Origin of the sequence: Flagellimonas amphidinii (assembly GCF_013090115.1) — a bacterium.
Taxonomy (GTDB): domain Bacteria; phylum Bacteroidota; class Bacteroidia; order Flavobacteriales; family Flavobacteriaceae; genus Flagellimonas; species Flagellimonas amphidinii.
On sequence record NZ_JABFNN010000023.1, the window covers coordinates 146,529 to 167,918 of the forward strand.

The 21,390-nt window shown below is 38.6% G+C and carries 20 protein-coding genes; 6 read left to right on the forward strand and 14 right to left on the reverse strand.

The annotated features are described in order from the left end of the window. Positions 1-17 precede the first annotated feature (17 nt). On the reverse strand, positions 18-656 hold the full coding sequence (locus HJC33_RS03360; RefSeq protein ID WP_171657383.1) for a DUF1684 domain-containing protein: 639 nt from the start codon (positions 654-656) through the stop codon (positions 18-20). Between the two features lie 109 nt (positions 657-765). Between HJC33_RS03360 and HJC33_RS03365 the strand changes: the two genes are divergently transcribed. Beyond that, the gene (locus tag HJC33_RS03365) at positions 766-1,452 is read left to right on the forward strand and encodes a DJ-1/PfpI family protein (RefSeq protein WP_246245474.1); all 687 of its coding nucleotides are present in this window, start codon (positions 766-768) and stop codon (positions 1,450-1,452) included. Here HJC33_RS03365 and HJC33_RS03370 read toward each other — a convergent pair. Next, a complete protein-coding gene (locus tag HJC33_RS03370; RefSeq protein WP_171657385.1) occupies positions 1,439-2,854 on the reverse strand; it encodes an alpha/beta hydrolase in 1,416 nt (471 codons plus the stop codon). The two genes, HJC33_RS03365 and HJC33_RS03370, sit on opposite strands and share 14 nt — an antisense overlap. A 64-nt stretch (positions 2,855-2,918) precedes the next feature. Then, on the reverse strand, positions 2,919-3,371 hold the full coding sequence (locus HJC33_RS03375; protein WP_171657386.1) for an Lrp/AsnC family transcriptional regulator: 453 nt from the start codon (positions 3,369-3,371) through the stop codon (positions 2,919-2,921). Between the two features lie 123 nt (positions 3,372-3,494). On the opposite strand from HJC33_RS03375, the gene HJC33_RS03380 reads away from it, so the two are divergent. Beyond that, complete coding sequence (locus HJC33_RS03380; RefSeq protein WP_171657387.1) at positions 3,495-3,893, forward strand: hypothetical protein; 399 nt, start codon at positions 3,495-3,497, stop codon at positions 3,891-3,893. Between the two features lie 12 nt (positions 3,894-3,905). Here the strand turns inward: HJC33_RS03380 and HJC33_RS03385 are convergent, their stop codons facing one another. Continuing rightward, complete coding sequence (locus HJC33_RS03385; RefSeq protein WP_171657388.1) at positions 3,906-7,358, reverse strand: methylmalonyl-CoA mutase family protein; 3,453 nt, start codon at positions 7,356-7,358, stop codon at positions 3,906-3,908. A 141-nt stretch (positions 7,359-7,499) separates the two neighbouring features. On the opposite strand from HJC33_RS03385, the gene purU reads away from it, so the two are divergent. The 4 genes from purU (at position 7,500) to HJC33_RS03405 (ending at position 11,356) form a co-directional block, all read left to right on the forward strand. Beyond that, positions 7,500-8,348, forward strand: coding sequence for a formyltetrahydrofolate deformylase (gene purU / locus HJC33_RS03390; RefSeq protein WP_171657389.1), 849 nt, complete (start codon positions 7,500-7,502; stop codon positions 8,346-8,348). Positions 8,349-8,417: 69 nt separating this feature from the next. Next, complete coding sequence (locus HJC33_RS03395) at positions 8,418-9,119, forward strand: DUF4197 domain-containing protein (RefSeq protein ID WP_171657390.1); 702 nt, start codon at positions 8,418-8,420, stop codon at positions 9,117-9,119. Between the two features lie 357 nt (positions 9,120-9,476). Further along, positions 9,477-11,003: a helix-turn-helix domain-containing protein gene (locus tag HJC33_RS03400; RefSeq protein ID WP_171657391.1), complete on the forward strand. Its 1,527-nt coding sequence runs from the start codon at positions 9,477-9,479 to the stop codon at positions 11,001-11,003. A gap of 158 nt (positions 11,004-11,161) precedes the next feature. Then, positions 11,162-11,356: a hypothetical protein gene (locus HJC33_RS03405; RefSeq protein ID WP_171657392.1), complete on the forward strand. Its 195-nt coding sequence runs from the start codon at positions 11,162-11,164 to the stop codon at positions 11,354-11,356. Here the strand turns inward: HJC33_RS03405 and pyrF are convergent. From pyrF to HJC33_RS03455, 10 genes are all read right to left on the reverse strand, one after another. Next, positions 11,353-12,183, reverse strand: coding sequence for an orotidine-5'-phosphate decarboxylase (gene pyrF / locus HJC33_RS03410; RefSeq protein ID WP_171657393.1), 831 nt, complete (start codon positions 12,181-12,183; stop codon positions 11,353-11,355). The genes HJC33_RS03405 and pyrF overlap by 4 nt on opposite strands. Positions 12,184-12,227: 44 nt before the next feature. Continuing rightward, positions 12,228-13,304: a peptide chain release factor 1 gene (gene prfA, locus HJC33_RS03415; RefSeq protein WP_171657394.1), complete on the reverse strand. Its 1,077-nt coding sequence runs from the start codon at positions 13,302-13,304 to the stop codon at positions 12,228-12,230. A 59-nt stretch (positions 13,305-13,363) separates the two neighbouring features. After that, complete coding sequence (locus tag HJC33_RS03420) at positions 13,364-14,671, reverse strand: DUF3570 domain-containing protein (RefSeq protein WP_171657454.1); 1,308 nt, start codon at positions 14,669-14,671, stop codon at positions 13,364-13,366. 4 nt (positions 14,672-14,675) lie between these two features. Then, a complete protein-coding gene (locus HJC33_RS03425; protein ID WP_171657395.1) occupies positions 14,676-14,882 on the reverse strand; it encodes a DUF4266 domain-containing protein in 207 nt (68 codons plus the stop codon). A 9-nt stretch (positions 14,883-14,891) separates the two neighbouring features. Continuing rightward, positions 14,892-15,887: an FAD:protein FMN transferase gene (locus tag HJC33_RS03430; protein ID WP_171657396.1), complete on the reverse strand. Its 996-nt coding sequence runs from the start codon at positions 15,885-15,887 to the stop codon at positions 14,892-14,894. Then, positions 15,884-16,321 (reverse strand): thioredoxin family protein, encoded by a 438-nt coding sequence (locus HJC33_RS03435; RefSeq protein ID WP_171657397.1) that lies wholly within the window; start codon positions 16,319-16,321, stop codon positions 15,884-15,886. The genes HJC33_RS03430 and HJC33_RS03435 overlap by 4 nt, the downstream gene beginning before the upstream one ends. 21 nt (positions 16,322-16,342) lie before the next feature. Beyond that, entirely contained in the window at positions 16,343-16,783 is a 441-nt protein-coding gene (locus tag HJC33_RS03440) for a QcrA and Rieske domain-containing protein (protein ID WP_171657398.1), read from the reverse strand. Positions 16,784-16,829: 46 nt separating this feature from the next. Then, a complete protein-coding gene (locus HJC33_RS03445; protein WP_171657399.1) occupies positions 16,830-18,008 on the reverse strand; it encodes an AIR synthase related protein in 1,179 nt (392 codons plus the stop codon). A 65-nt stretch (positions 18,009-18,073) separates the two neighbouring features. Then, entirely contained in the window at positions 18,074-19,066 is a 993-nt protein-coding gene (locus HJC33_RS03450; protein WP_171657400.1) for a serine/threonine dehydratase, read from the reverse strand. A 5-nt stretch (positions 19,067-19,071) separates the two neighbouring features. Beyond that, positions 19,072-21,258 (reverse strand): glutamine synthetase III family protein, encoded by a 2,187-nt coding sequence (locus HJC33_RS03455; protein WP_171657401.1) that lies wholly within the window; start codon positions 21,256-21,258, stop codon positions 19,072-19,074. Positions 21,259-21,390: the final 132 nt, after the last annotated feature.

Here is a 21,390-nt window from a genome sequence, read left to right on the forward strand (position 1 = left end):
AATGGATTAAGGCTTTTTTAATCGACTTTAAAGTCTTTCACTCCTGCTCTCACATTAGTTCTCAAATAATTTTGCCTTGGCACTAGAGGGCAGGAGTACTTTTTGTTATACACACAATAGGGATTATAAGCCTTGTTGAAATCTATGACCAAGGTATCTCCATCTGGAATGGTCAAATCAATATAACGTCCTCCACCATAAGTCTCGTTGCCATTGGTATTATCCAAAAACGGCAAAAACAGATAATCTTTATACTCCTCCTGATCCACCAAGTCCAAACTCTGGTACACCTCCAATTGATGTTGGACTCCGTTCAAACTAAAATGGGCCACGCCATAGACCACTTCCAAGGATTTTCTATCTGTAGTGCTGGGCATTAAAAAAGGTTCTGCATCGGGTGTACGCACAAAATGTGCCTTTACTATATAGTTGGCATCAGGCTCAAAAAAATCCAAGCTTTCAAAATCTTTGCGGTATTTATCAGGCAATGGTGATGTTTCAGGATTTTTGAAACTGACATTCTGCTCTTTTTGAAAATCCAAAATCTCCATCACCAAAGGCGATACATTCTCCATCGGCTTGGTCTGGTCATGATATCTCTTACCCCTGCCACATGCAAAAAGCGCTAAAACAATAACCCAAATTCCGTGCTTCATTACAATTATTTATGTCAAAAGTAGCGGAAATCATTCTTAGTAGTACCTTAGTGTTATTATGATTAAAAAACTACTCCCCTTTATTTTAGTTGGATTACTTGTTTCATGCATGGAACAATCCTCAAAAGAGATGCCCACAGAAAAAGAAAAAAGATTTCTGCCCGACTTAAAAGCCAATCGATATAATGTGGCTTTTTTGATTATGGATGGTGTTTACAACACAGAGTTTACTGCCCCTTTTGATATTTTTCAACACACACAATATCGAAAAGGCATTAAGGCCATGAACACATTTACCGTGGCAAATACCTTAAAACCCATCACTTCATTCGAGGGTGTTCGCATCCTCCCTGATTTTGATTACACCCAAGATTCCATTCCAAAAATCGACATCTTGGTAGTCCCAAGTGCGGAACATCATTTGGACAGTGATTTGAAAGACACCATTATGATCGATTTTGTGAAAAAAGTAAGTAAGGAAGCACTATTCGTAACCTCTCATTGTGACGGTGCTTTTGTATTGGCCAAAGCAGGAGTGTTGGACAGCGTTACCTCAACAACCTTTCCAAGTGATATTGATAGGTACAAAACCATGTTTCCACATCTAAAAGTCAAGGATAGCGTACTTTTTGTACATGATGGAAAATTCATTACCTCTGCAGGTGGGGCCAAAAGTTTTGAGGCAACACTTTATTTATGTGAACATTTATACGGAAGGGAAATTGCTCAATCCTTGGCAGGTGGCTTGGTGATTGATTGGAACTTGGAAAAAGTGTCCAAACTTATTCCTCAATAATCTCGTAGCGAGCGTCTTTAAGATACTTCGAAACAAGTTTATTGAACTCAGGTGTTATCCGGAACAGTGCGGTATCTTCCAATCCATATAACTTTTCTTTATCCTTAAATCCATTCTTCAGAGCTTCTTCCAAATAAAACAAGGCCGTTCCGTAATCTTCATTTTTGGAGCTCAAAGAAACTACCTTAAGGTAATAATCAAAATTGTTGGGTTCCAAAATGGTCTTGAGCATGTACAAGAAAGCCAAAGCATCTTCATCAATTAAATCCTGAGATTGCACATAGTTGATATTGTCTATGGCAAGAGCATTTATAAATCCGAGCAGACGATGCCCCATTTCTTTTTCATACACATCAGTGCCAGAAATAAATTTATTGATTTCTTCAAACTGATAATTCCACCAACCTAGATTATTGAAGTTATGGCTTACAAAATCCTCATCCATATAATATTGGTAGTCTTCTTTTAAAAGCGATTCCTTTAGAAACGCAGTATTCTCCGAACGTTTCATGGACCTATAAATCTTGTCCCTTCGCAAATCCCTTAAAACCAAACGTAGTGAATCTAAATTTTTGTGTGGTCCGTACATGGACATCATTTCACCCATGTATTGCTCAGCCAACAATAGTTTTCGCATATTTTTCAATTGCCCCACTTTGATCAAATCTTCCTGATATGCACTTTCAATATAAATCGAGTCTTTGGGAATATAGTTTTTTGCCATTCCTGCCAACTTAAAGAGCTGTAGGGATTTTTTTAAATAATTCAAGTCTGGCCAATCACCTTTACCTTCATGCAACAATATCTGATTTGGAAACCTAAGTCTATCCAAAATCTTTTCCACTGCCAACATTGATGTATAGTTGAAATTATCCTTGCCCACAATACCTATAAAATGAAAAGGTTGTTTTGCATTAAACAATTCAGTATTGGCAACCGAGGATCCAATTGAAATGGCTCCTTTCACCTTTCGAATGAATATAGGAACCAAATTTGCGAAACGGGCACCCGAAGATGCTCCAGCGCCATATATAGATTGTTTTTGGATGGGCAATAGGTCAAAAATTCGATTTATGGTTGCATCAGTGGTGACCATATTAGCTGACAATGAAATACTATCTAAAATCTTGGGAGCCGCCAACACATAACCTTCTTCTTCAGCAGCGTTCAAAAACATGGAAAGAGCCTGTTTTTCCTTCGCCTGTAAATCAAAAACAAGTAAAAGAGGCCACTCTTTGTTTGTATCAAAATATGTGGGCAAATACAAGGAAAAGGTTTCGGAAATAGAATCATTGATGGGCAAATTTTCCATAATCGCCCCCTTTTTCAGTACCATTTCCTGAGCAAACGTAATGGATACATAGCAAATGGAAAGAAAAAGTGCAACGTAAGTTTTTTTCATATTTAAAGCGCAACAAAAATCTCGCCAAAAAGAAAAAAAATGATTCCTTTTTTGAAACTGTGCACTACTTTCCATCTTTGACTTCTTTAATTGGAGCATTGGCAACCACATTGGACAATACAATATGTGTTCTGCATTCCCCATAAACAATCAATTCATCTATGAATTTTTCCAAATGGGACTGATCTCTCAGCACTACTTCCATGATGATGTTTTCATTCCCTGTAATTCGATAACAATTAATGACCTCTTGAAAAGAATTTACCTTAGTAAGGAAAGGTTTTAATTTACCCATAAATGCCCTCAACATGATAATGGCCTTAAGCTGATGACCTACTTGAGCATACGAAACCTTAGTGTCGTACCCCTCAATTATACCCATATCTTCCATTTTCTTAACACGCTCTGCAACTGCAGGTGGGGTCAACCCTACTTTGCGTCCTATATTGGCAAAAGACTCCCTGGCATTTTGTTGTAAATACCCTAATATCTGCCAGTTAAGTGCATCAATCTTCATTTTTTAAGAAAATTTTGGAGATAATACTTACTTTCAAAAGTAAACAATCTTTTTTGCTTTAAAAAGCAAAGTTGAAATATGGATTTCGTATGTAATTTTATAATTGAAAATTGCTTTGAAAAAATGGAGAGAAGTTCTTTACATTCTCTAGGAGTATACCGAAAATCTCTGGCACTTCGTGACTTAAGCGAAGCCATAGCTTCTTATTTCTCTTACAACAAAGAAATATTGTCGTTGCGAAAAATTGATAGCTTTCGTGATGACATCACCCAATCTTTGATGACCGATGCCTTGTTGATTACCAAAGAGGTGGAACAGGCCGCTTTGAGCAACTCCCATGCAACAAGGATGAAAAGTTTGACTTTCATCAATATCATGACCCGAAACATTTTGGCCTATTGCAATGGCCTAGAGCGTGATGGTGTCAAGGAAAAGGAATATCTTAATTTATTAAGAAGAGAAATCAAGACTTTCCGATCTTCATTTAAAAAATGGAGAAAATCACTACTTAATAGAGATTAGCCAATTCATTTTTTACATATTTCTTCTGTATTGTCCTCCAACTTCAAACAGTGCTTGGGTAATCTGGCCCAGTGAACAATATTTGGAAACTTCCATGAGCTTTTCAAAAAGATTCTGGTTTTGAATTGCGACCTGTTGTAGTTCTTTCAATTGAATTACTGTTTCCTTTTGATTTCTATGGTGTAAATTGGTTAAAGTTTCAATTTGATGCTGCTTCTCCTCTTCAGTAGCTCGGATAACTTCGGCTGGAAGTATAGTTGGCGACCCTTTGGAACTCAAAAAAGTATTTACGCCAACAATCGGATACTGCCCAGAGTGTTTCAAGGTTTCATAATGAAGACTCTCCTCCTGAATTTTAGAGCGCTGGTACATCGTCTCCATAGCCCCCAAAACCCCGCCTCGTTCCGTAATTCTATCAAATTCCAACAATACAGCTTCTTCCACCAAATCTGTCAACTCTTCAATAATAAATGACCCTTGCATTGGGTTTTCGTTTTTAGCCAATCCCAATTCCTTGTTGATGATCAACTGAATGGCCATTGCTCTACGCACAGATTCTTCCGTAGGAGTGGTAATGGCCTCGTCATACGCATTGGTGTGCAACGAATTACAGTTATCGTATATGGCATAAAGTGCCTGTAAGGTCGTACGTATATCGTTGAAGTCAATTTCTTGGGCATGCAGACTTCTTCCAGAAGTTTGAATATGATATTTCAACATTTGCGCCCTTGAATTGGCCCCATATTTCTCTTTCATGGCTTTCGCCCAAATTCTTCGGGCCACTCTACCAATAACAGCATATTCAGGATCTACTCCATTAGAGAAAAAGAAAGAGAGGTTTGGACCAAATTTATCGATGTCCATTCCCCTACTTAAATAATATTCTACATAGGTAAATCCGTTCGAGAGCGTAAAAGCTAATTGTGTAATAGGATTGGCTCCGGCCTCTGCTATGTGATATCCCGAAATGGAAACCGAATAAAAATTGCGCACTTGATGCTCAATAAAGTATTCCTGCACATCGCCCATCAACCGCAAAGCAAACTCCGTAGAAAAAATACACGTGTTTTGGGCCTGGTCTTCTTTTAAAATATCAGCCTGGACAGTCCCTCTAACTTGATTTAGGGTCTTTTGCTTTATTTCGTCATACGTAGTTTTGGGCAATACTTGGTCGCCTGTGACACCCAAAAGCATCAAGCCCAATCCATCGTTCCCTTTGGGAAGTTCTCCTAAATAAGTGGGTCGTTTACTATCTTTCTGCTTAAAAATGGCATTGATTTTCTCTTCCACTTTCTTTTCAAGTCCATTTTGTTTGATGTATTTTTCGCAATTCTGGTCAATGGCTGCGTTCATAAAATAAGCCAGAAGCATGGGAGCAGGCCCATTGATGGTCATACTAACCGAAGTCATTGGATTACTCAAATCGAAACCAGAATACAATTTTTTGGCATCATCCAAGCAACAGATGGACACTCCTGCATTTCCAATCTTTCCGTAAATATCTGGGCGATGGTCTGGGTCATTTCCATATAAGGTTACCGAATCAAAAGCGGTGGAAAGGCGTTTGGCCGGCATATCCAAACTCACATAATGAAACCTTCTATTGGTGCGCTCCGGACCTCCTTCACCAGCAAACATTCGGGTTGGGTCTTCTCCCTCTCGTTTAAAAGGATACAATCCAGAAGTATAAGGGAATTCTCCCGGTACATTTTCCTGTAGAAGCCACTGCAATATGTCTCCCCAAGCTTGATATTTTGGCAGAGCCACTTTTGGGATTTGACTATGCGAAAGTGATTCTGTATGGGTCTTGATATTGACCTCCTTATCACGAACCCTAAAAGAGTAGATTGCTGAACGGTACCTTTTGACAGTTTCATTCCATTTCAAAATAGCCTCCCAATGGTAAGGGTTTAAATCTTTTTTCGCTTTGCGAAATTCTTCGGTCAAACGAGAAATGAACTCACTACTGGATGCATTTTTTGAATGGTTTTCTATGGCCTTTTCATCCAAACCGGAAGCATTCAACAGTAAACCTTGTGCTTCAGTTTGGTCTAATTCCAAAGTAGTGGCAAGCGTCAAAAAAATACCGTAAAGTCGCTGCACAACTTTCACCTGCTCTTTTGTTTTGGAGTCATAAAACCGATTATTTTCAGCTATCTCTGAAAGATATCTTGTCCTTGCAGGAGGAATAACAAAGATTTTCTCTGCCATTTCTTGGGTCACTTCCAAATTGGAAATTAAACCGGAACCTACCTTGGAAACCAAAGTATCCATAATGGTTTTGTATAATCTGTTCATCCCAGGGTCATTGAACTGAGAAGCTATTGTACCAAAAATGGGCAGGTTTTCTTGATTGGCGCCCCACAAACCATGATTGCGGGTATATTGTTTTTTTACATCTCGAAGCGCATCCAACGCGCCTCTTTTATCAAACTTATTGATGGCCACAATATCTGCAAAATCCAGCATATCAATCTTCTCTAGCTGTGTTGCAGCACCAAACTCAGGGGTCATAACGTACAAAGAAACATCACTATGTTCCAGTATTTCTGTATCTGACTGTCCAATCCCAGAAGTTTCCAAAATAATTAAATCGTATTCGGCAGCTTTTAAGACTTCCACTGCTTCGGAAACATGTTTGGAGAGCGCTAAATTTGATTGTCGAGTAGCCAGCGACCGCATGTACACGCGTTCATTATTAATGGAATTCATCCGGATTCTATCCCCCAACAAAGCACCCCCGGTTTTCCTTTTGGAAGGGTCGACAGAAATTATTCCGATATGCTTTTCAGGAAAATCAGTCAGGAAACGCCTGACCAGCTCGTCCACCAAACTGGATTTTCCTGCGCCTCCGGTTCCTGTAATCCCTAAAACAGGAACACTTTTCTTTTGAATGTCCTTTACGTAAGCTCCATAAGATTCATACCTATTTTCAGCCAAGGAAATCAAACGAGCTATTGTATTGGTATGTTTCTCTGATAAAAGATTTTTCACTTTTTTCCCTTTGGGAAGCTTCAAATCTGGCACTTCAGTATCACAGCGTTGAACCAAATCATTGATCATTCCTTGCAAACCCATTTCCCTGCCATCATCAGGGGAGTAAATGCGTTCTACACCATAATCCATCAACTCTTTTATTTCCTTGGGAAGAATGACCCCGCCGCCGCCGCCAAAAATCTTTATATGACCCGCATCCTTTTCCTGAAGCAAATCATACATATACTTAAAATATTCGTTATGTCCTCCTTGATAAGAGGTCATAGCAATAGCATTGGCATCCTCTTGAATGGCACAATTCACCACCTCCATAACACTACGGTCATGCCCCAAATGAATTACTTCCACTCCGGTTGCCTGGATAATCCTCCGCATGATATTGATGGCAGCATCATGTCCATCATAAAGGGAAGCAGCGGTTACAATACGTATCTTATTTTTTGGGGTGTAGGGTTTAATTTGCTCCATTGATAATAAAGAGTCGGATTTTGACTTGCAATTTACAGAAAATGCAATTGGAAATCGATTTTGATTAGAATATTATAAAAATTTCATCTGTTTATATTTCCTTATTCTGAATATCATAATTTTATCGGTCAAAATTTATTTATGAAGCTTACCATTCTCATTCACTGCCCAGACCAATCTGGAATCATCAGTGCGGTAACTGGTTTTATTCACCAACAAAAAGGTAATATTATTTATCTAGACCAGCACGTGGACAAACAAGCTGGTGTGTTCTTCATGAGATTGGAAAGTGAATTTGAGCAACCACTGGAGCCTAAAGAATTTAAAAACACATTTCAACTGGAATTAGCCCAAAGATTTAATATGGAATGGGATGTTCATTTGGACAACTATAAGCCTAAAATGGCTCTATTCGTATCTAAATACAACCATTGTCTTTATGATCTTTTGACCAGGTTCAATTCTGGGGAATTATCTGTTGATATTCCATTTGTACTGAGCAACCATAAAGATTTGGAATTTATAGCGGAGCAGTTTCAAATACCATATTACCACGTTCCAGTAAAAAAGGAGACCAAAAATGAAGCTGAGGAACAACAATTGGAACTTCTTAGAAAACATGAAGTGGACTTCATCGTTTTGGCCCGGTATATGCAAATTGTCTCCCCTAAGATCATCAATGAATTTCCACAGAAAATAATCAATATCCACCACTCATTTTTACCTGCCTTTGCTGGAGCTAAACCTTATCATGCGGCTTTTGAGCGCGGTGTTAAGATAATTGGGGCCACTAGCCACTATGTAACGGAAGAGTTGGATGCCGGACCAATCATTGAACAAGATGTAACTACCGTTTCCCACTCCCACTCTATTAAGGACTTTATTGCAAAAGGAAGGGATTTGGAAAAAATAGTGCTATCCAGGGCAGTACAACTTCATGTTGCCAGAAAAACAATGGTGTACAATAACAAGACTGTAATCTTTTCTTAAATATTATTGACCAAGGTTGATTTTTTCAACTTTAGCCGTAATTTCATCGCAATTCTAAAACACTAAATCATGAAACGAATTGTATTATGTTTATTGGCTTTCCAACTCATGGCATGCACAGAGTTGCAGCAAGTTGTAAACCAATTACCCCAAGGTACCGTAATTGGTAATGCAGAAATAGCACAAGGACTTCGTGAGGCTCTTGACTTAGGAATCGACAAGCAAGTTAGCTCTCTGGCCAATACTGATGGTTTTTTTAAAAATGAACTCGTAAAAATTCTATTGCCCGAAGAGCTTAAAAAAGTGGATAAAACTTTGAGAGATGTTGGTTTAGGCAGTTTAGCCGATGAAGGTCTGCGAATTATAAATAGAGCTGCAGAAGATGCCGTTGGAGAAGCCACACCAATATTTGTAGATGCAGTCAAAGGAATCACCTTTAATGATGCCAAACAAATTTTATTGGGAAGTGATAATGCTGCCACAACTTATTTGGAACAAGCTACTAGAACCAAGTTATATGATAAATTCAATCCCATTATTGCCAATTCGTTCAAAAAAGTGGGTGCGAATAAAATTTGGAATAATATTATTACTAAATACAATAGTTTACCTCTAACCGCAGATGTAAACCCAGATTTAACAGATTACACAACTCAAGAAGCACTTGCTGGTGTTTACACAATGATTGCTGTTGAAGAAAAGGAAATTAGAAACAAAGTTTCTTCAAGAACTACAGATATTTTGAAAAGGGTATTTGCTCTTCAGGATTAAAAAATATTTTTTAATTCATACAATATGCCCTCTGTATCAGCGTTATAACATCAATAAAACTAGGCAATTATAACAAAATCCTAAAGTTAAATTAACCTTGGCCTGAAGGTTATCATAGAATTTTGTAGCAAATTATCTGAGTTAGCATTTTTTTGAGTTAGTTAGTTTAAAACCGGTGTTAGCACCGGTTTTTTTGTTGTTTTAATACATGTTTTTCTGTCAAAATTCAGGCCAAAAACCTTTACATGCGGCACTTATAAAGGTAAACTATTATCGGGGGTTACGGTTTTTAATCTTTTTTTAACATTTTGGTTTTGTTAAATAAGTAACTTGAATGAAGCTAATTCAAACCAAAAAATGAGAGCTTCAAGTTTCCTTGTTTTTTTGTTTTTGGTCATTGGTGCCAACTGTTACTCAAAAACTTCCCGAATCCTCTTTGAACCCCCATTCGACGGTGCCATTTTCCAAGAACAACAAGATTCATTGCAGTGGGCTGATTATTATTATAACATCCACCTATTTGAAAAGGCTATATCCCTATACCAGAAAAACTTAGAAAATCCTGACGCAGACAAACCTCATTTACTAAAAAAAATAGCTTTAGGTGAAGCAGGGCTGGGCAATGCGTCAAAATCCATTGAAAATATTCATGAATACCTGCAACTGGAATACAATCCCAATTTTCTACTGAATGAAGATTTTGATTCTATTCGAAAAACTGAGGAATTCAAAGGTGCAACTGCTCGATTGATTCCCAAAGTGACAACGTGGTCCATCATATTTCTTTTTGTTGCCTTAGTAGGTTTCTATGTTGTATTCCTCATCAGTATAAACAAACAAATACACCCGAGCTCTCGCTTTTTAATTGCATTTTTCATTTTTATCCATTCTATCTTTATGCTGAACATTAGTATCAGCAGAGCCAATTATACCCTTGAGTACCCACATACATATTTGATGTCCACTTGGGCCTCTTTTTTGTATGGACCGCTTTTGTTTTTTTATTTCAAGAAAATCTCCAAGAAGTATCAGTATAAAAAAATTGACTTACTGCATCTTATTCCAACCGTTTTACTTACGGCTTATCTCATAGTTGACGTATATAGCCTCTCTTTTGACGAGAAAAGATATTATATGCTTTCAAGAATCCAACATGGACTTAACCCACAAGATTCTGATAAACTGATATTGTTGGTAGTTTTAAAAATTGTTTCCCTTACCGTTTATGGATATTTTATCCGGAGAGTATATGTAAAAGGCAAAAGAGAAAAGTTATTGGATGCCAAGAATTACATATGGCAAAAACATATATATCTAATTCATGCTTCTTATGTAATAACTTATACTATCTACGGCATAACCATTATGAATGGAGTAGCAACCGGGATACTATTCGACACTACGGCCATTACCATGGCAGCTATGGTCCTATATGTGGGTTATTCGGCAAACATTCAGCCCCAAATATTTAATGGGGCCTATACTTATACAAATGGTTTGTTCTCCAAGTATCAAAAGTCTGGCTTAACCCCTAGCTTATCGATAGAGCTCAAGGAAAACTTACTTTATCTTTTTGGCACAGAAAAAATATACAAGGAAAACAATATAAATTTGGACATGGTGGCCAATAGGCTTAATACTACTCGACATAATGCATCCCAAATAATCAATGAACATTTTAACGTAAGCTTCCATGAATTTGTAAACACATATAGAATAAAAGAGGCTAAAGAGTTGCTCTTGGCACAAAAATCCCAGCGCTTAAACATCATCAACATTGCATATGAAGTTGGTTACAACAATAAAGTGACCTTTAATAAAGCTTTCAAAAAAGATACCCAACTCACACCTTCTCAATACCAAAGAAGCACTGTAAATCATTAAATTCTTAAGATTTTGTCAAAAAAAGCATATCAAGTTTCCAAAATATCGCTCGGATGTTAAATTTTAGATAAACTACTTGATTTATAGGTGTATACCCGTTTTATCGATAGTCCAACGAGAAGTTTTGAACGTATCTTTGTTATAACAAATCTTTTAGTATGAATAATCAATATTGCAAAGTTGGATCAGTAACTCCAATCACGAGTGGCACCCAAGCCATAGCTGCTTTGGAGTTCAGGTATCAAGCTTTTGTGGAAAAAGCTGCAGATACTGCCTATATGAACACCAGTTTGGGTGAATTTTTTAAGAGAAAGGCACAGGGGATTCAAAAAGTATTGGAGAATTTGTCCTAAGACAAAAATCCTGCTTTTCCCAGTTCAACCTCCATTTCTCTTTGTAGCTCTTTAGCCTTTCTGGTAGCTTCTTCTGCAAAATCATCATCTTGCGAGGCATAGAGGATACCCCTTGAAGAGTTTACCAACAAACCAACATCCTTAGTCATTCCATATTTGCAAACTTCTTGCAAACTGCCACCTTGTGCACCAACGCCAGGTACCAACAAAAAACTTTCAGGAACTATCTGTCTTATTTCCTCTAAAAAGGTAGCTTTTGTAGCTCCAACCACAAACATGAGCCGATCAGAATTTGCATAGGTTTTAGAAACAGCCAAAACCTCTTTATAGAGTTCTTGCTCTCCTACCTTTTTAGTTTGATAATCAAAAGCTCCTTGGTTGGAAGTCAATGCCAATAAAATAGTATGCTTATCCTCAAACTCTAAAAAGGGCTCCACAGAATCCCTGCCCATGTAAGGCGCAATAGTTATGGAATCAAAATTTAGGGTTTCAAAAAAAGCTTTGGCATAGCGAGTAGAAGTATTTCCAATATCCCCTCTTTTGGCATCAGCAATGGTAAATATTTCTGGATGATTGGCATTCAAATAATCCATGGTTCTCTCCAAAGACTTCCATCCTTCTAAACCATAAGCTTCATAAAAAGCTATATTGGGCTTATAGGCTACACAATAGGAATGTGTGGCATCTATAATGGCCTTATTGAATGCAAAAATGGGATCATCTTCATTTTGAAGATGCTGGGGTATTTTGTCCAGATCTGTATCCAAGCCTACACAGAGAAAGGATTTTTTTTGTCGGATTTGGGAAATTAGATGTGCTATCTTCATTTCAATTGGTTCTCGACTGCTCTTGAACTAACAACTATTAGTATTTAAAAAATCTCGGAGGCCTCTTTTAGCTTCTCTGTATTTTCAACCAACATCAGCTCGTCAATTATTTTTTGGACATCACCGTTGATGATATTCTGAAGGTCATATAGTGTAAGACCTATTCTGTGATCCGTTACTCTACCTTGCGGATAATTGTAAGTTCTAATTTTTGCAGAACGGTCTCCGCTACTTACCTGAGAATTTCGCTTTGCAGCATCCTCTTCCTGCTTTTTGGCCAATTCTAAATCGTACAATCTAGATCGAAGTACCTTAAAAGCTTTTTCCTTGTTTTTGTGCTGTGATTTTTGATCTTGGCACTGTGCCACAAGTCCTGTGGGCACGTGTGTCAATCGAACAGCTGAATAGGTTGTATTTACTGATTGTCCCCCAGGCCCAGAAGAACAGAAATAATCTATTGTGACATCTTTTGGGTCAATTTGCACATCAAAATCTTCAGCTTCAGGAATTACCATCACCGTGGCCGCACTGGTATGAACCCTTCCTTGTGTTTCTGTCTGCGGCACTCGTTGCACCCGATGCACGCCCGCCTCAAACTTTAAAGTACCATAAACGTCTTCACCACTTACTTCAAAATGAATTTCTTTATACCCTCCACTGGTACCTTCATTCAAGTCAATGATATTGGTTTTCCACCCTTTGGACTCACAATATTTAGCATACATGCGATACAAATCCCCAGCAAAAATACTGGCTTCGTCACCTCCGGTTCCAGCTCGTATCTCCATAACCACATCTTTCTCATCCTCAGGATCTTTGGGGATTAAAAGAAATTTTATTTCTTCCTCCAATTGTGGTAGGGCACTCTTAGCTTCATCCAACTGCATCTTGGCCATTTCAACCATTTCAGCATCACTGCCATCGCCAATGATTTCCTCAGCCTCCTTTATGTTTTCTGTGAGTTCAACGTAACGATCTCTTTTATCCACTAAAATCTTTAGGTCCTTATATTCCTTATTCAACTTAACGTACCGCTTTTGATCAGCAATAACATCTGGCTGAATAATTAAATCTGAAACCTCGTCAAAACGTTGTTTTACAATATTGAGTTTGTCAAGCATAAATCAATCCGCGTATTAAGAATGCGAATTTACGATTTTTGAATGGATTCTTCTTTGAATCAATTTGCTATGAAAGTAGTTCCCAAGGTGATGATAAAAGCGCTAAGACCATCACTACGATCATATTGATTGAAACGTACATCTATGGTCTTCAATCCAAAGCCAAAAATCTTGGCACTGGTAAAAATATCCTTATACTGGATTCCCGCTCCATATTGATGGGCGTCGTATTTGGACAAATCATAATCTGAAGTATAGAATTCATACGTTGAAAGCGCCTCCTCCTTGGGATAAAAATAATCCGCTGCTGTTTGGGTATAGTATCTGTAGGTAGGGTACAAGGTAAATTTATCAGTCAATTTAAAAGGAATTTCAAGACTGGCGGTATGAGAAGTAATACCCCAATCATCCCAATAGAAACGATAGTATGTTCGAAGAACCAACAAATCATTAAGATAGTAATTCAATCTTCCCCCAAAAGGCATCTTGAATCGATTTTCCGGCAAACGCTCGACATCGTCCGCCAACTGAAAATCATCAATAAAAAAGTCCTCAACATCTCCAAAATAAACTCTTTGGAAGGGCGTACTCAACAAACCATTTTGCGATACCACATCCATAAAAAGCGCTCCTTGCAATTTCTTCCCCAAAATCTGTGAAAAACTTAGAGAAAGCGAATAGGAATTTCGGTTCTCTTGATCAAATCCGGTAAAATTAGGAGTGTAAGTTCCATTGCCCGTAATTCGGTCATCAAAAAATCCCGAACGAAGCTCTACCGGGTAAATAGCATTCCACTTATCTAAAAATACCCGACCGTTTAAAGTAAGTTCGGTATTTTTTTCATTGAAAAGTTTGGTGAAACTTCCTCCAAAACCAATAGAGAAATAATCATATTCTGAAGAAAAATAAGCGTTGGCACTCCAAATGGTATTTCTATCAACAGAACTATGCTGATAACTGGGATTGATATAAGCCAACACATCTTTTCTCGATTCTCCAGAAGAAGCATCAAAAGGAGTTACATTGAATCCCCCATCTAAAGGGTTAACATTACTTGAAGAGGCAGAAGTATAGGCAGAAAGACCTACATCCACAGTCAATACATCATTTTCATTCATGGGCATGCGCAACACTAAAGAAGAGGTTGCATCCGTGAGTTCTTCGGTTCCTTCACCACCAGTAACCGCTGCATTTTGACCATCTTGATCGTAATAACTAAACAATACATCAATTTCACTGGCCTCCAGCACCCTTTTGGCATAGGAATTATCGGTCTGTTGAGACCATCCAAAACCAACTGTCAGGAAGAAAATAGCAAAACCTAAAAAATGGATAGTGCTGAACCTTACACCAATTACTTTGCCCATACTATTAATTGCATCCACAGCCACCACCTGTTTTACCTCCATTTGCTCCGGAAGAAGCTTCACGGTAGATATGAAAATTGGTCTCAAAGCGTTCACACACCTTTGCACCTAACCTCATCTCCTCATCATTTACATACGCTTTGTCATACTCTCTTACCACAACACAGGAACTGGCCAAAAGTAAAAGCAATAAAAAAATAGGTCTTGCCATAGCTTAAAATTACTGATTCGTATCAAAAAAAATCCCAGAACTCTTGTGAATTTTATTATCGGAATCCACAACAACCACTTCCACCCCATCAATTTGATTGATCAAGTGAATACCACTATCCTTACCCATAATAAAAATAGCTGTTGCCAAAGCATCACATAGCTCTGCTTGCTTTGCAAAAACCGAAACACTATTGATTCCTGTTGTTGGATATCCGGTACGGGGATCAATAATGTGCGAGTATTTTTTATCATCCAGAATAATGTATTTCTCATAATTTCCAGATGTAGCCACCGAAGATTCAATCACTGGCAACCAGCTGAACACCCTATCCTTGCTCAAGGGGTTGGCAATACCCACCAACCATCTCTCTCCAGTTGCCTTTGTTCCCCAAGTGGTAAGATCACCAGAAGCATTGATGATACCTCCTTTTACCTGTTTGGAGACCAAAAGTTCTTTGGCACGATCCGCGGCATATCCTTTACCGATAGCACCAAATCCTATGCGCATTCCAGGTTCGGTCAAAAAAACAGTATGCTTTTCCGCATCCAATACTATTTTTTGATGTCCTATCTTGGCAATGGACCGTTGAATTTCCTTTTCTGATGGTCTCTGCTGCATAGATCCATCAAATTTCCAGATTTTATCCATAGAAGCATAGGATATATCAAAAGCTCCATCTGTTATTTCTGAAATCTTTTTTGCACGCTCTATCAATCCAAAAAGTTCTGTACTTACTTTGACCGGCTTAATCCCTGCATTTCTATTGATCAATGAGGTTTCGGATTCTTCATCCCAAGAGGAGATTATCTTTTCAATGCGTTTTATTTCTGAAACGGCCTCATCTATGTCCAGGTATCCAATTTCTTCATTGGGGGCAACAACGGTTATCTCAAACCTAGTGCCCATAAGTTTAAGGGTTCTCTTAACGGTAATATCTTTTTCTGACTGCCCAAAGGACAGCAGACAGGCAAGACTGCAAACAAGAATCAGAACTATTCTCATTGCACAAAACTGTTCAACAGCGCAATGTAATCTTCTGGAGAAGGTTTGGTATAGAAACCTGTTTTTCCCAAGACAGTTTCTTTTTTATCCAAAACCACCACTAATGGGAAATATCCTTTAGGGTTAAATTTTTCGGCAAGGGACCTATTGCTGTTTGTTATTTTTTCTGAAAGTTGGTTTTTCTTTTTCCTTGGAAAGTCAGCTTTGTAAAGCACATAATGCGTAGCTGCATAGGATTTAAACTCTTCTGAATCCAGAATATGTCTTTTAAGACGTATGCAAGGAGCACACCAATCAGAACCAGAGAATACTAAAATTATAGGTTTATCCTCTTCACTAGCTTGTTTGACAGCATCAGCATAATTCATATGCCATTCTTGGGCCTGAATAAGACCAAAACAAAGACAACCTATTAGTGTTAATAGTTTTTTCATTTCATCTGATTGTACTAAAATCTACTCAAATACCCTCAAAGAGGAACCATCAAGCTCGGTATTGTAAACCTTGATGGGTTTGGCCGGATTACTATCCACTTGATTTAACGGACTTCCATCTTGATCAAATCGGGAACCGTGCACATCACAGTAAAAAATTCCTCCGCTTTGGTCCACAAATCGTACCTGATCGTAAGATTCGTGACTACAAACCTGACTTGCAGCTATGTACTCTCCTTCCAAATTTCTTGCAATGACCACCAAGTTTTTAAGTATAAAACCTCCATTTGCACCTAGGGCTTGAGCCTCAGCAGAAGTCAAATCGATAGTAAAATCCACTCCAGTAGGTTCTTCTACGATATCTCCTTGGATTTCATCCTTTGAGCATCCATGAATACAGGGAAAAGTAAGAGCAAAAGCAGCACCAGCGCCCAAACTCCTGAGGAATTCTTTTCTTTCCATAGCGTGAGGTTTATAGAAAGAACGCTAAATTATGGTGAATCGTATGCTAATATTCAAACTTTCCGTACTCGCTCTGGATGGTTAGTTTCTTGTGTTCGGCAGATTCAACCCGACCTATAATTTGGGCATCCACATTAAAGCTTTTCGAGATGGCAATTATATCGTTTGCCACTTCAGCATCAACATACAATTCCATACGATGCCCACAATTGAACACTTGGTACATTTCCTTCCAATCTGTATTGGATTGCTCTTGAATCAGCCTGAATAATGGGGGGATTGGAAAAAGATTATCCTTAATGATATGCAGATTCTCCACAAAGTGGAGAATTTTGGTCTGGGCACCTCCACTACAGTGTACCATACCGTGAATATCTGCTGAATTATACTTTTCCAATATTTTTTTGATGATTGGCGCATAAGTACGTGTTGGGGACAAGACCAATTTACCCGCATCCAGCGGTGCGTCTTGTACTGAATCTGTCAATTTCACATTTCCAGAATACACCAACTCATCCGGAACTGAGGGATCATAACTTTCAGGATATTCATGGGCCAAGTATTTCCCAAAAACATCATGTCGTGCAGAAGTAAGTCCATTACTCCCCATACCACCGTTATATTCCGATTCATAAGTGGCCTGTCCATAAGAAGTAAGACCAACGATAACATCTCCAGGTTTGATATTCGCATTGTCAATCACATCCGCTTTCTTCATTCGAGCCGTTACAGTACTATCAACAATAATGGTTCTTACCAAATCGCCAACATCAGCAGTTTCTCCTCCGGTAGACCGGATAACTATTCCGTGTTTTTCCAAATCAGCAATCAATTCCTCGGTTCCATTGATGATAGCCGAAATCACTTCTCCAGGAATCAAATTCTTATTTCGACCTATAGTCGAAGAAAGCATGATATTGTCTATAGCTCCAACACAGATCAAATCATCTACATTCATAATAAGGGCATCTTGTGCTATCCCTTTCCAAACCGAAATATCTCCAGTTTCCTTCCAATACATATACGCCAAGGATGATTTAGTCCCTGCGCCATCTGCATGCATTACTAGGCAATGGTCTTCGCTGCCTGTTAAATAATCTGGAACAATTTTACAAAATGCCTTAGGAAACAATCCTTTGTCTATATTTTTTATGGCATTGTGCACATCTTCCTTGGAAGCAGAAACTCCCCGTTGCGCATATCTTTTACTTGAATCTGAAGACATCTTGTAAAGGTTTGGGCAAAAATAGGCAAACTAGAATCTTTAGCTAGCTTTTATAGAACGAGTTTTTAATTCAGAATACTGGGAACAATACCCAAACAATCCTTTTTCCAAATTTTTTGAGTGGTGGGTTGATCTATATTTCCTCCCGATATAATAACCAAAACTTTCTGTTTGGTTTTTTGCGTACTTAACCACCTTCTCACCGCCTCCATGGACATAGCGCTTGTGGGTTCCACACGGCATTTGAGCAAGTGGGATAGCCATTGTGTCCAATACATTAAATATTCTTCTTCTATTTCAAAGAAATCATCCAGCTGTTTTAGATATTCAAAAGTAATTTTGCCCACGGCCATGGTCATGGCGCCATCCGCTAAAGTATCGGGCACACCGGACAATCTTTGTATGGTTCCATGTCTAAGGGATTCAGCAGCGTCATTTGCATTGAGTGGCTCCACCCCCATTACCTTGGTTTTTGGAGATAATCCTCTAGTGGCAAGAAGACTACCAGATAACAAGCCTCCACCGCCGCAGGGTGCAAAAAGCGCATTAATTTCTTGCAGCTCCGTTAATGCCTCATAAGCTGCTGTACCTTGACCACAAATCACTTGTTCATGATTATATGGCGGAATCCAATAGGTGCCTTGCTGCCGTGCCGCCTCTTTCACTTCTTGATCGGCAATATCCCTAGTTTCACTTAAAACCACTTGAGCACCATAGGACTTTGTAGCTTGAATTTTTATTTTGGAAGAATACCCCGGCATAAAAATAGTGGACGAAATACCCAATTTACTTGACGCATATGCAACCGCCTGGGCATGGTTCCCAGAACTATTTGCCACAATATGCTTTGGATTTTCCCCTATTTCTTGCAACCAAGCCAAGGTATTGCAGGCCCCGCGTGCCTTAAAAGCTCCTATTTTTTGAAAATTCTCAGCCTTAAAAAAAATTTCATGCCCCAACCATTGATTCAACAATTGGGAAGTCAATATTGGGGTTTGATTGATCAAGCCCAAAATCCTGGACTTGGCTTTTTCTATGTGCTTAAGATTCAAACTCATTTGAGCTACTTTGCAAACAACATTTCCCGATACTTTGTAAATGGCCATAGGTCATCAGCAATAAGTTTTTCCAACTTATCGGATTGAGTACGTATAGCTTCAAAATACGGTTTTACATTGTTGCAATAGGCTTGAGCCTTCTTATTGATGGAAGACAGGTTATTGGCACGCTTACGAGCTTCGGTCATCTTATCCGTCAATCCCTTAATTTCTGAAATGTGCTCTCCAATCTGTTCCAGAATGTTCAACTGTCCATCAGCAACTTTCTTATGGGCTGCCCCATAAACATCTTTTAGTCCGCCAATGTTTTCAAGAAGAATATTTTGATAACGAATAGCTGCCGGAATAATATGGTTGTAAATCATTTCTCCTAAAACCCTACCTTCAATCTGAATATTAAAAACATAGGCCCCTAGTTCCACTTCTTGATGTGCTTTGAGCTCCACTTCACTCATTACTCCCATATCCTTAAATAGGGCAACACTCTCTTTGGCCGTTAATACTTGAAGAGCTTCTGGTGTGTTTTTATTATTGCTCAACTTACGCCTTCTGGCTTCTTCCTGCCATTCCATACCATAACCATCACCATCAAACCGTATTCTTTTAGAGGTTTTGATGTACTCTCGAAGGACATTAAAAACAGCTTCATCTTTTTTTAGACTTTTCTTATCTATCAATTGATCGACCTCTTTTTTGAAATCAGTTAATTGTTTAGCAACAATAGTGTTTAAAATGGTCATTGGTTTGGCACAATTGGTTTTGGCACCAACCCCACGCATTTCAAACTTATTTCCTGTAAAAGCAAAAGGGGATGTCCTGTTCCTATCCGTATTATCCAGAAGGATTTCTGGAATCTTACCCACTACATTGAGTTTGAGCTCAGTTTTTTCCTGCGGTGATAATTTTCCTTTGGAAACACCTTCAAGTTCATCCAGAACATCACTTAATTGTTTTCCTATAAAAATGGACAATATGGATGGAGGTGCCTCATTGGCCCCTAATCTATGATCGTTACTGGCAGATGCTATTGAGGACCGCAACAATTCTTCATAGGTATCCACTGCCTTTATGGTATTCACAAAGAAGGTTAAAAACTGCAAATTTTTCATGGGAGTAGATCCCGGACTCAAAAGATTCACTCCTGTATCTGTGGCCAAAGACCAGTTGTTATGTTTTCCTGAACCGTTGACACCTGCAAAAGGTTTTTCATGAAAAAGAACCGCTAAATCATGCTTATCTGCTATCTCCTCCATTACATCCATCAACAAAAGGTTGTGGTCTATGGACAAATTGGCTTCCTCAAATACTGGTGCCAATTCAAATTGATTTGGAGCCACCTCATTATGTCGGGTTTTTACAGGAATCCCCAGTTTGATGCATTCTTTTTCCAAATCGCTCATGAAGCTCAACGCACGAGGCGGAATTACTCCAAAATAATGATCATCCAACTGTTGACCTTTTGCTGCTGAATTTCCCACCAAGGTTCGTCCTGTCATCACCAAATCCAAACGAGACCTTAATAAAGCTTTATCCACCAAAAAATATTCTTGCTCCCAGCCCAACGTAGCGTAAACCTTTCTAACGTTTTTGTCGAAATATTGAGCCACCCCTGTAGCGGCTTCGTCTATAGCGTGCAAAGCTCGCAGCAATGGGGCCTTGTTATCCAGGGCCTCACCGGTATAAGCAACAAATACTGTTGGTATGCAGAGGGTTGTTTTGTAAACAAATGCAGGAGAAGAAGGATCCCATGCAGTATAGCCCCTAGCTTCAAAAGTATTTCTAATCCCTCCACTGGGAAAACTGGACGCGTCTGGCTCTTGTTGCACCAACTGCCCTCCATCAAATCTTTCCATGGCTCTACCTTCCGGTAAAATGTCAAGAAAAGCATCATGTTTTTCTGCCGTGGAACCCGTTAACGGTTGAAACCAGTGTGTATAATGTGTTGCCCCCATGGACAATGCCCACGCCTTCATGCCTTCTGCCACTTGATTGGCAATTTTACGATCGATCTTATTCCCTTGAAATATAGCGGACTTGACATTATCGAAAGCTTCTTTGGTCAAAAATTGACGCATTTTTTCCTCATTGAAAACATACTTTCCAAACAGCTCCGAACGCTTACCAATTTCATCAATTTTAGTGTGACTTCTTTTTCGGCTTTCCGCCAAGGCTTCAAATCGCATCTTAGGCATTTCTCATTATTTTTTACAAAACTACAATTAACAATTTAATAATATTACTAAGAAAAATTACTTTTTTTTCATTCAACCCCACTCAAAATAGGGGTAATATAAATTATCACGTCCAATTTGTGATTTTAACCC

Excerpts from the sequence above, each read along its gene's own strand:
- HJC33_RS03360 (WP_171657383.1), bottom strand. The coding sequence starts at position 656 with ATGAAGCACGGAATTTGGGTTATTGTTTTAGCGCTTTTTGCATGTGGC.
- HJC33_RS03365 (WP_246245474.1), top strand. The coding sequence starts at position 766 with ATGGAACAATCCTCAAAAGAGATGCCCACAGAAAAAGAAAAAAGATTT.
- HJC33_RS03370 (WP_171657385.1), bottom strand. The coding sequence starts at position 2,854 with ATGAAAAAAACTTACGTTGCACTTTTTCTTTCCATTTGCTATGTATCC.
- HJC33_RS03375 (WP_171657386.1), bottom strand. The coding sequence starts at position 3,371 with ATGAAGATTGATGCACTTAACTGGCAGATATTAGGGTATTTACAACAA.
- HJC33_RS03380 (WP_171657387.1), top strand. The coding sequence starts at position 3,495 with ATGGAGAGAAGTTCTTTACATTCTCTAGGAGTATACCGAAAATCTCTG.
- HJC33_RS03385 (WP_171657388.1), bottom strand. The coding sequence starts at position 7,358 with ATGGAGCAAATTAAACCCTACACCCCAAAAAATAAGATACGTATTGTA.
- purU (WP_171657389.1), top strand. The coding sequence starts at position 7,500 with ATGAAGCTTACCATTCTCATTCACTGCCCAGACCAATCTGGAATCATC.
- HJC33_RS03395 (WP_171657390.1), top strand. The coding sequence starts at position 8,418 with ATGAAACGAATTGTATTATGTTTATTGGCTTTCCAACTCATGGCATGC.
- HJC33_RS03400 (WP_171657391.1), top strand. The coding sequence starts at position 9,477 with ATGAGAGCTTCAAGTTTCCTTGTTTTTTTGTTTTTGGTCATTGGTGCC.
- HJC33_RS03405 (WP_171657392.1), top strand. The coding sequence starts at position 11,162 with ATGAATAATCAATATTGCAAAGTTGGATCAGTAACTCCAATCACGAGT.
- pyrF (WP_171657393.1), bottom strand. The coding sequence starts at position 12,183 with ATGAAGATAGCACATCTAATTTCCCAAATCCGACAAAAAAAATCCTTT.
- prfA (WP_171657394.1), bottom strand. The coding sequence starts at position 13,304 with ATGCTTGACAAACTCAATATTGTAAAACAACGTTTTGACGAGGTTTCA.
- HJC33_RS03420 (WP_171657454.1), bottom strand. The coding sequence starts at position 14,671 with ATGGGCAAAGTAATTGGTGTAAGGTTCAGCACTATCCATTTTTTAGGT.
- HJC33_RS03425 (WP_171657395.1), bottom strand. The coding sequence starts at position 14,882 with ATGGCAAGACCTATTTTTTTATTGCTTTTACTTTTGGCCAGTTCCTGT.
- HJC33_RS03430 (WP_171657396.1), bottom strand. The coding sequence starts at position 15,887 with ATGAGAATAGTTCTGATTCTTGTTTGCAGTCTTGCCTGTCTGCTGTCC.
- HJC33_RS03435 (WP_171657397.1), bottom strand. The coding sequence starts at position 16,321 with ATGAAAAAACTATTAACACTAATAGGTTGTCTTTGTTTTGGTCTTATT.
- HJC33_RS03440 (WP_171657398.1), bottom strand. The coding sequence starts at position 16,783 with ATGGAAAGAAAAGAATTCCTCAGGAGTTTGGGCGCTGGTGCTGCTTTT.
- HJC33_RS03445 (WP_171657399.1), bottom strand. The coding sequence starts at position 18,008 with ATGTCTTCAGATTCAAGTAAAAGATATGCGCAACGGGGAGTTTCTGCT.
- HJC33_RS03450 (WP_171657400.1), bottom strand. The coding sequence starts at position 19,066 with ATGAGTTTGAATCTTAAGCACATAGAAAAAGCCAAGTCCAGGATTTTG.
- HJC33_RS03455 (WP_171657401.1), bottom strand. The coding sequence starts at position 21,258 with ATGCCTAAGATGCGATTTGAAGCCTTGGCGGAAAGCCGAAAAAGAAGT.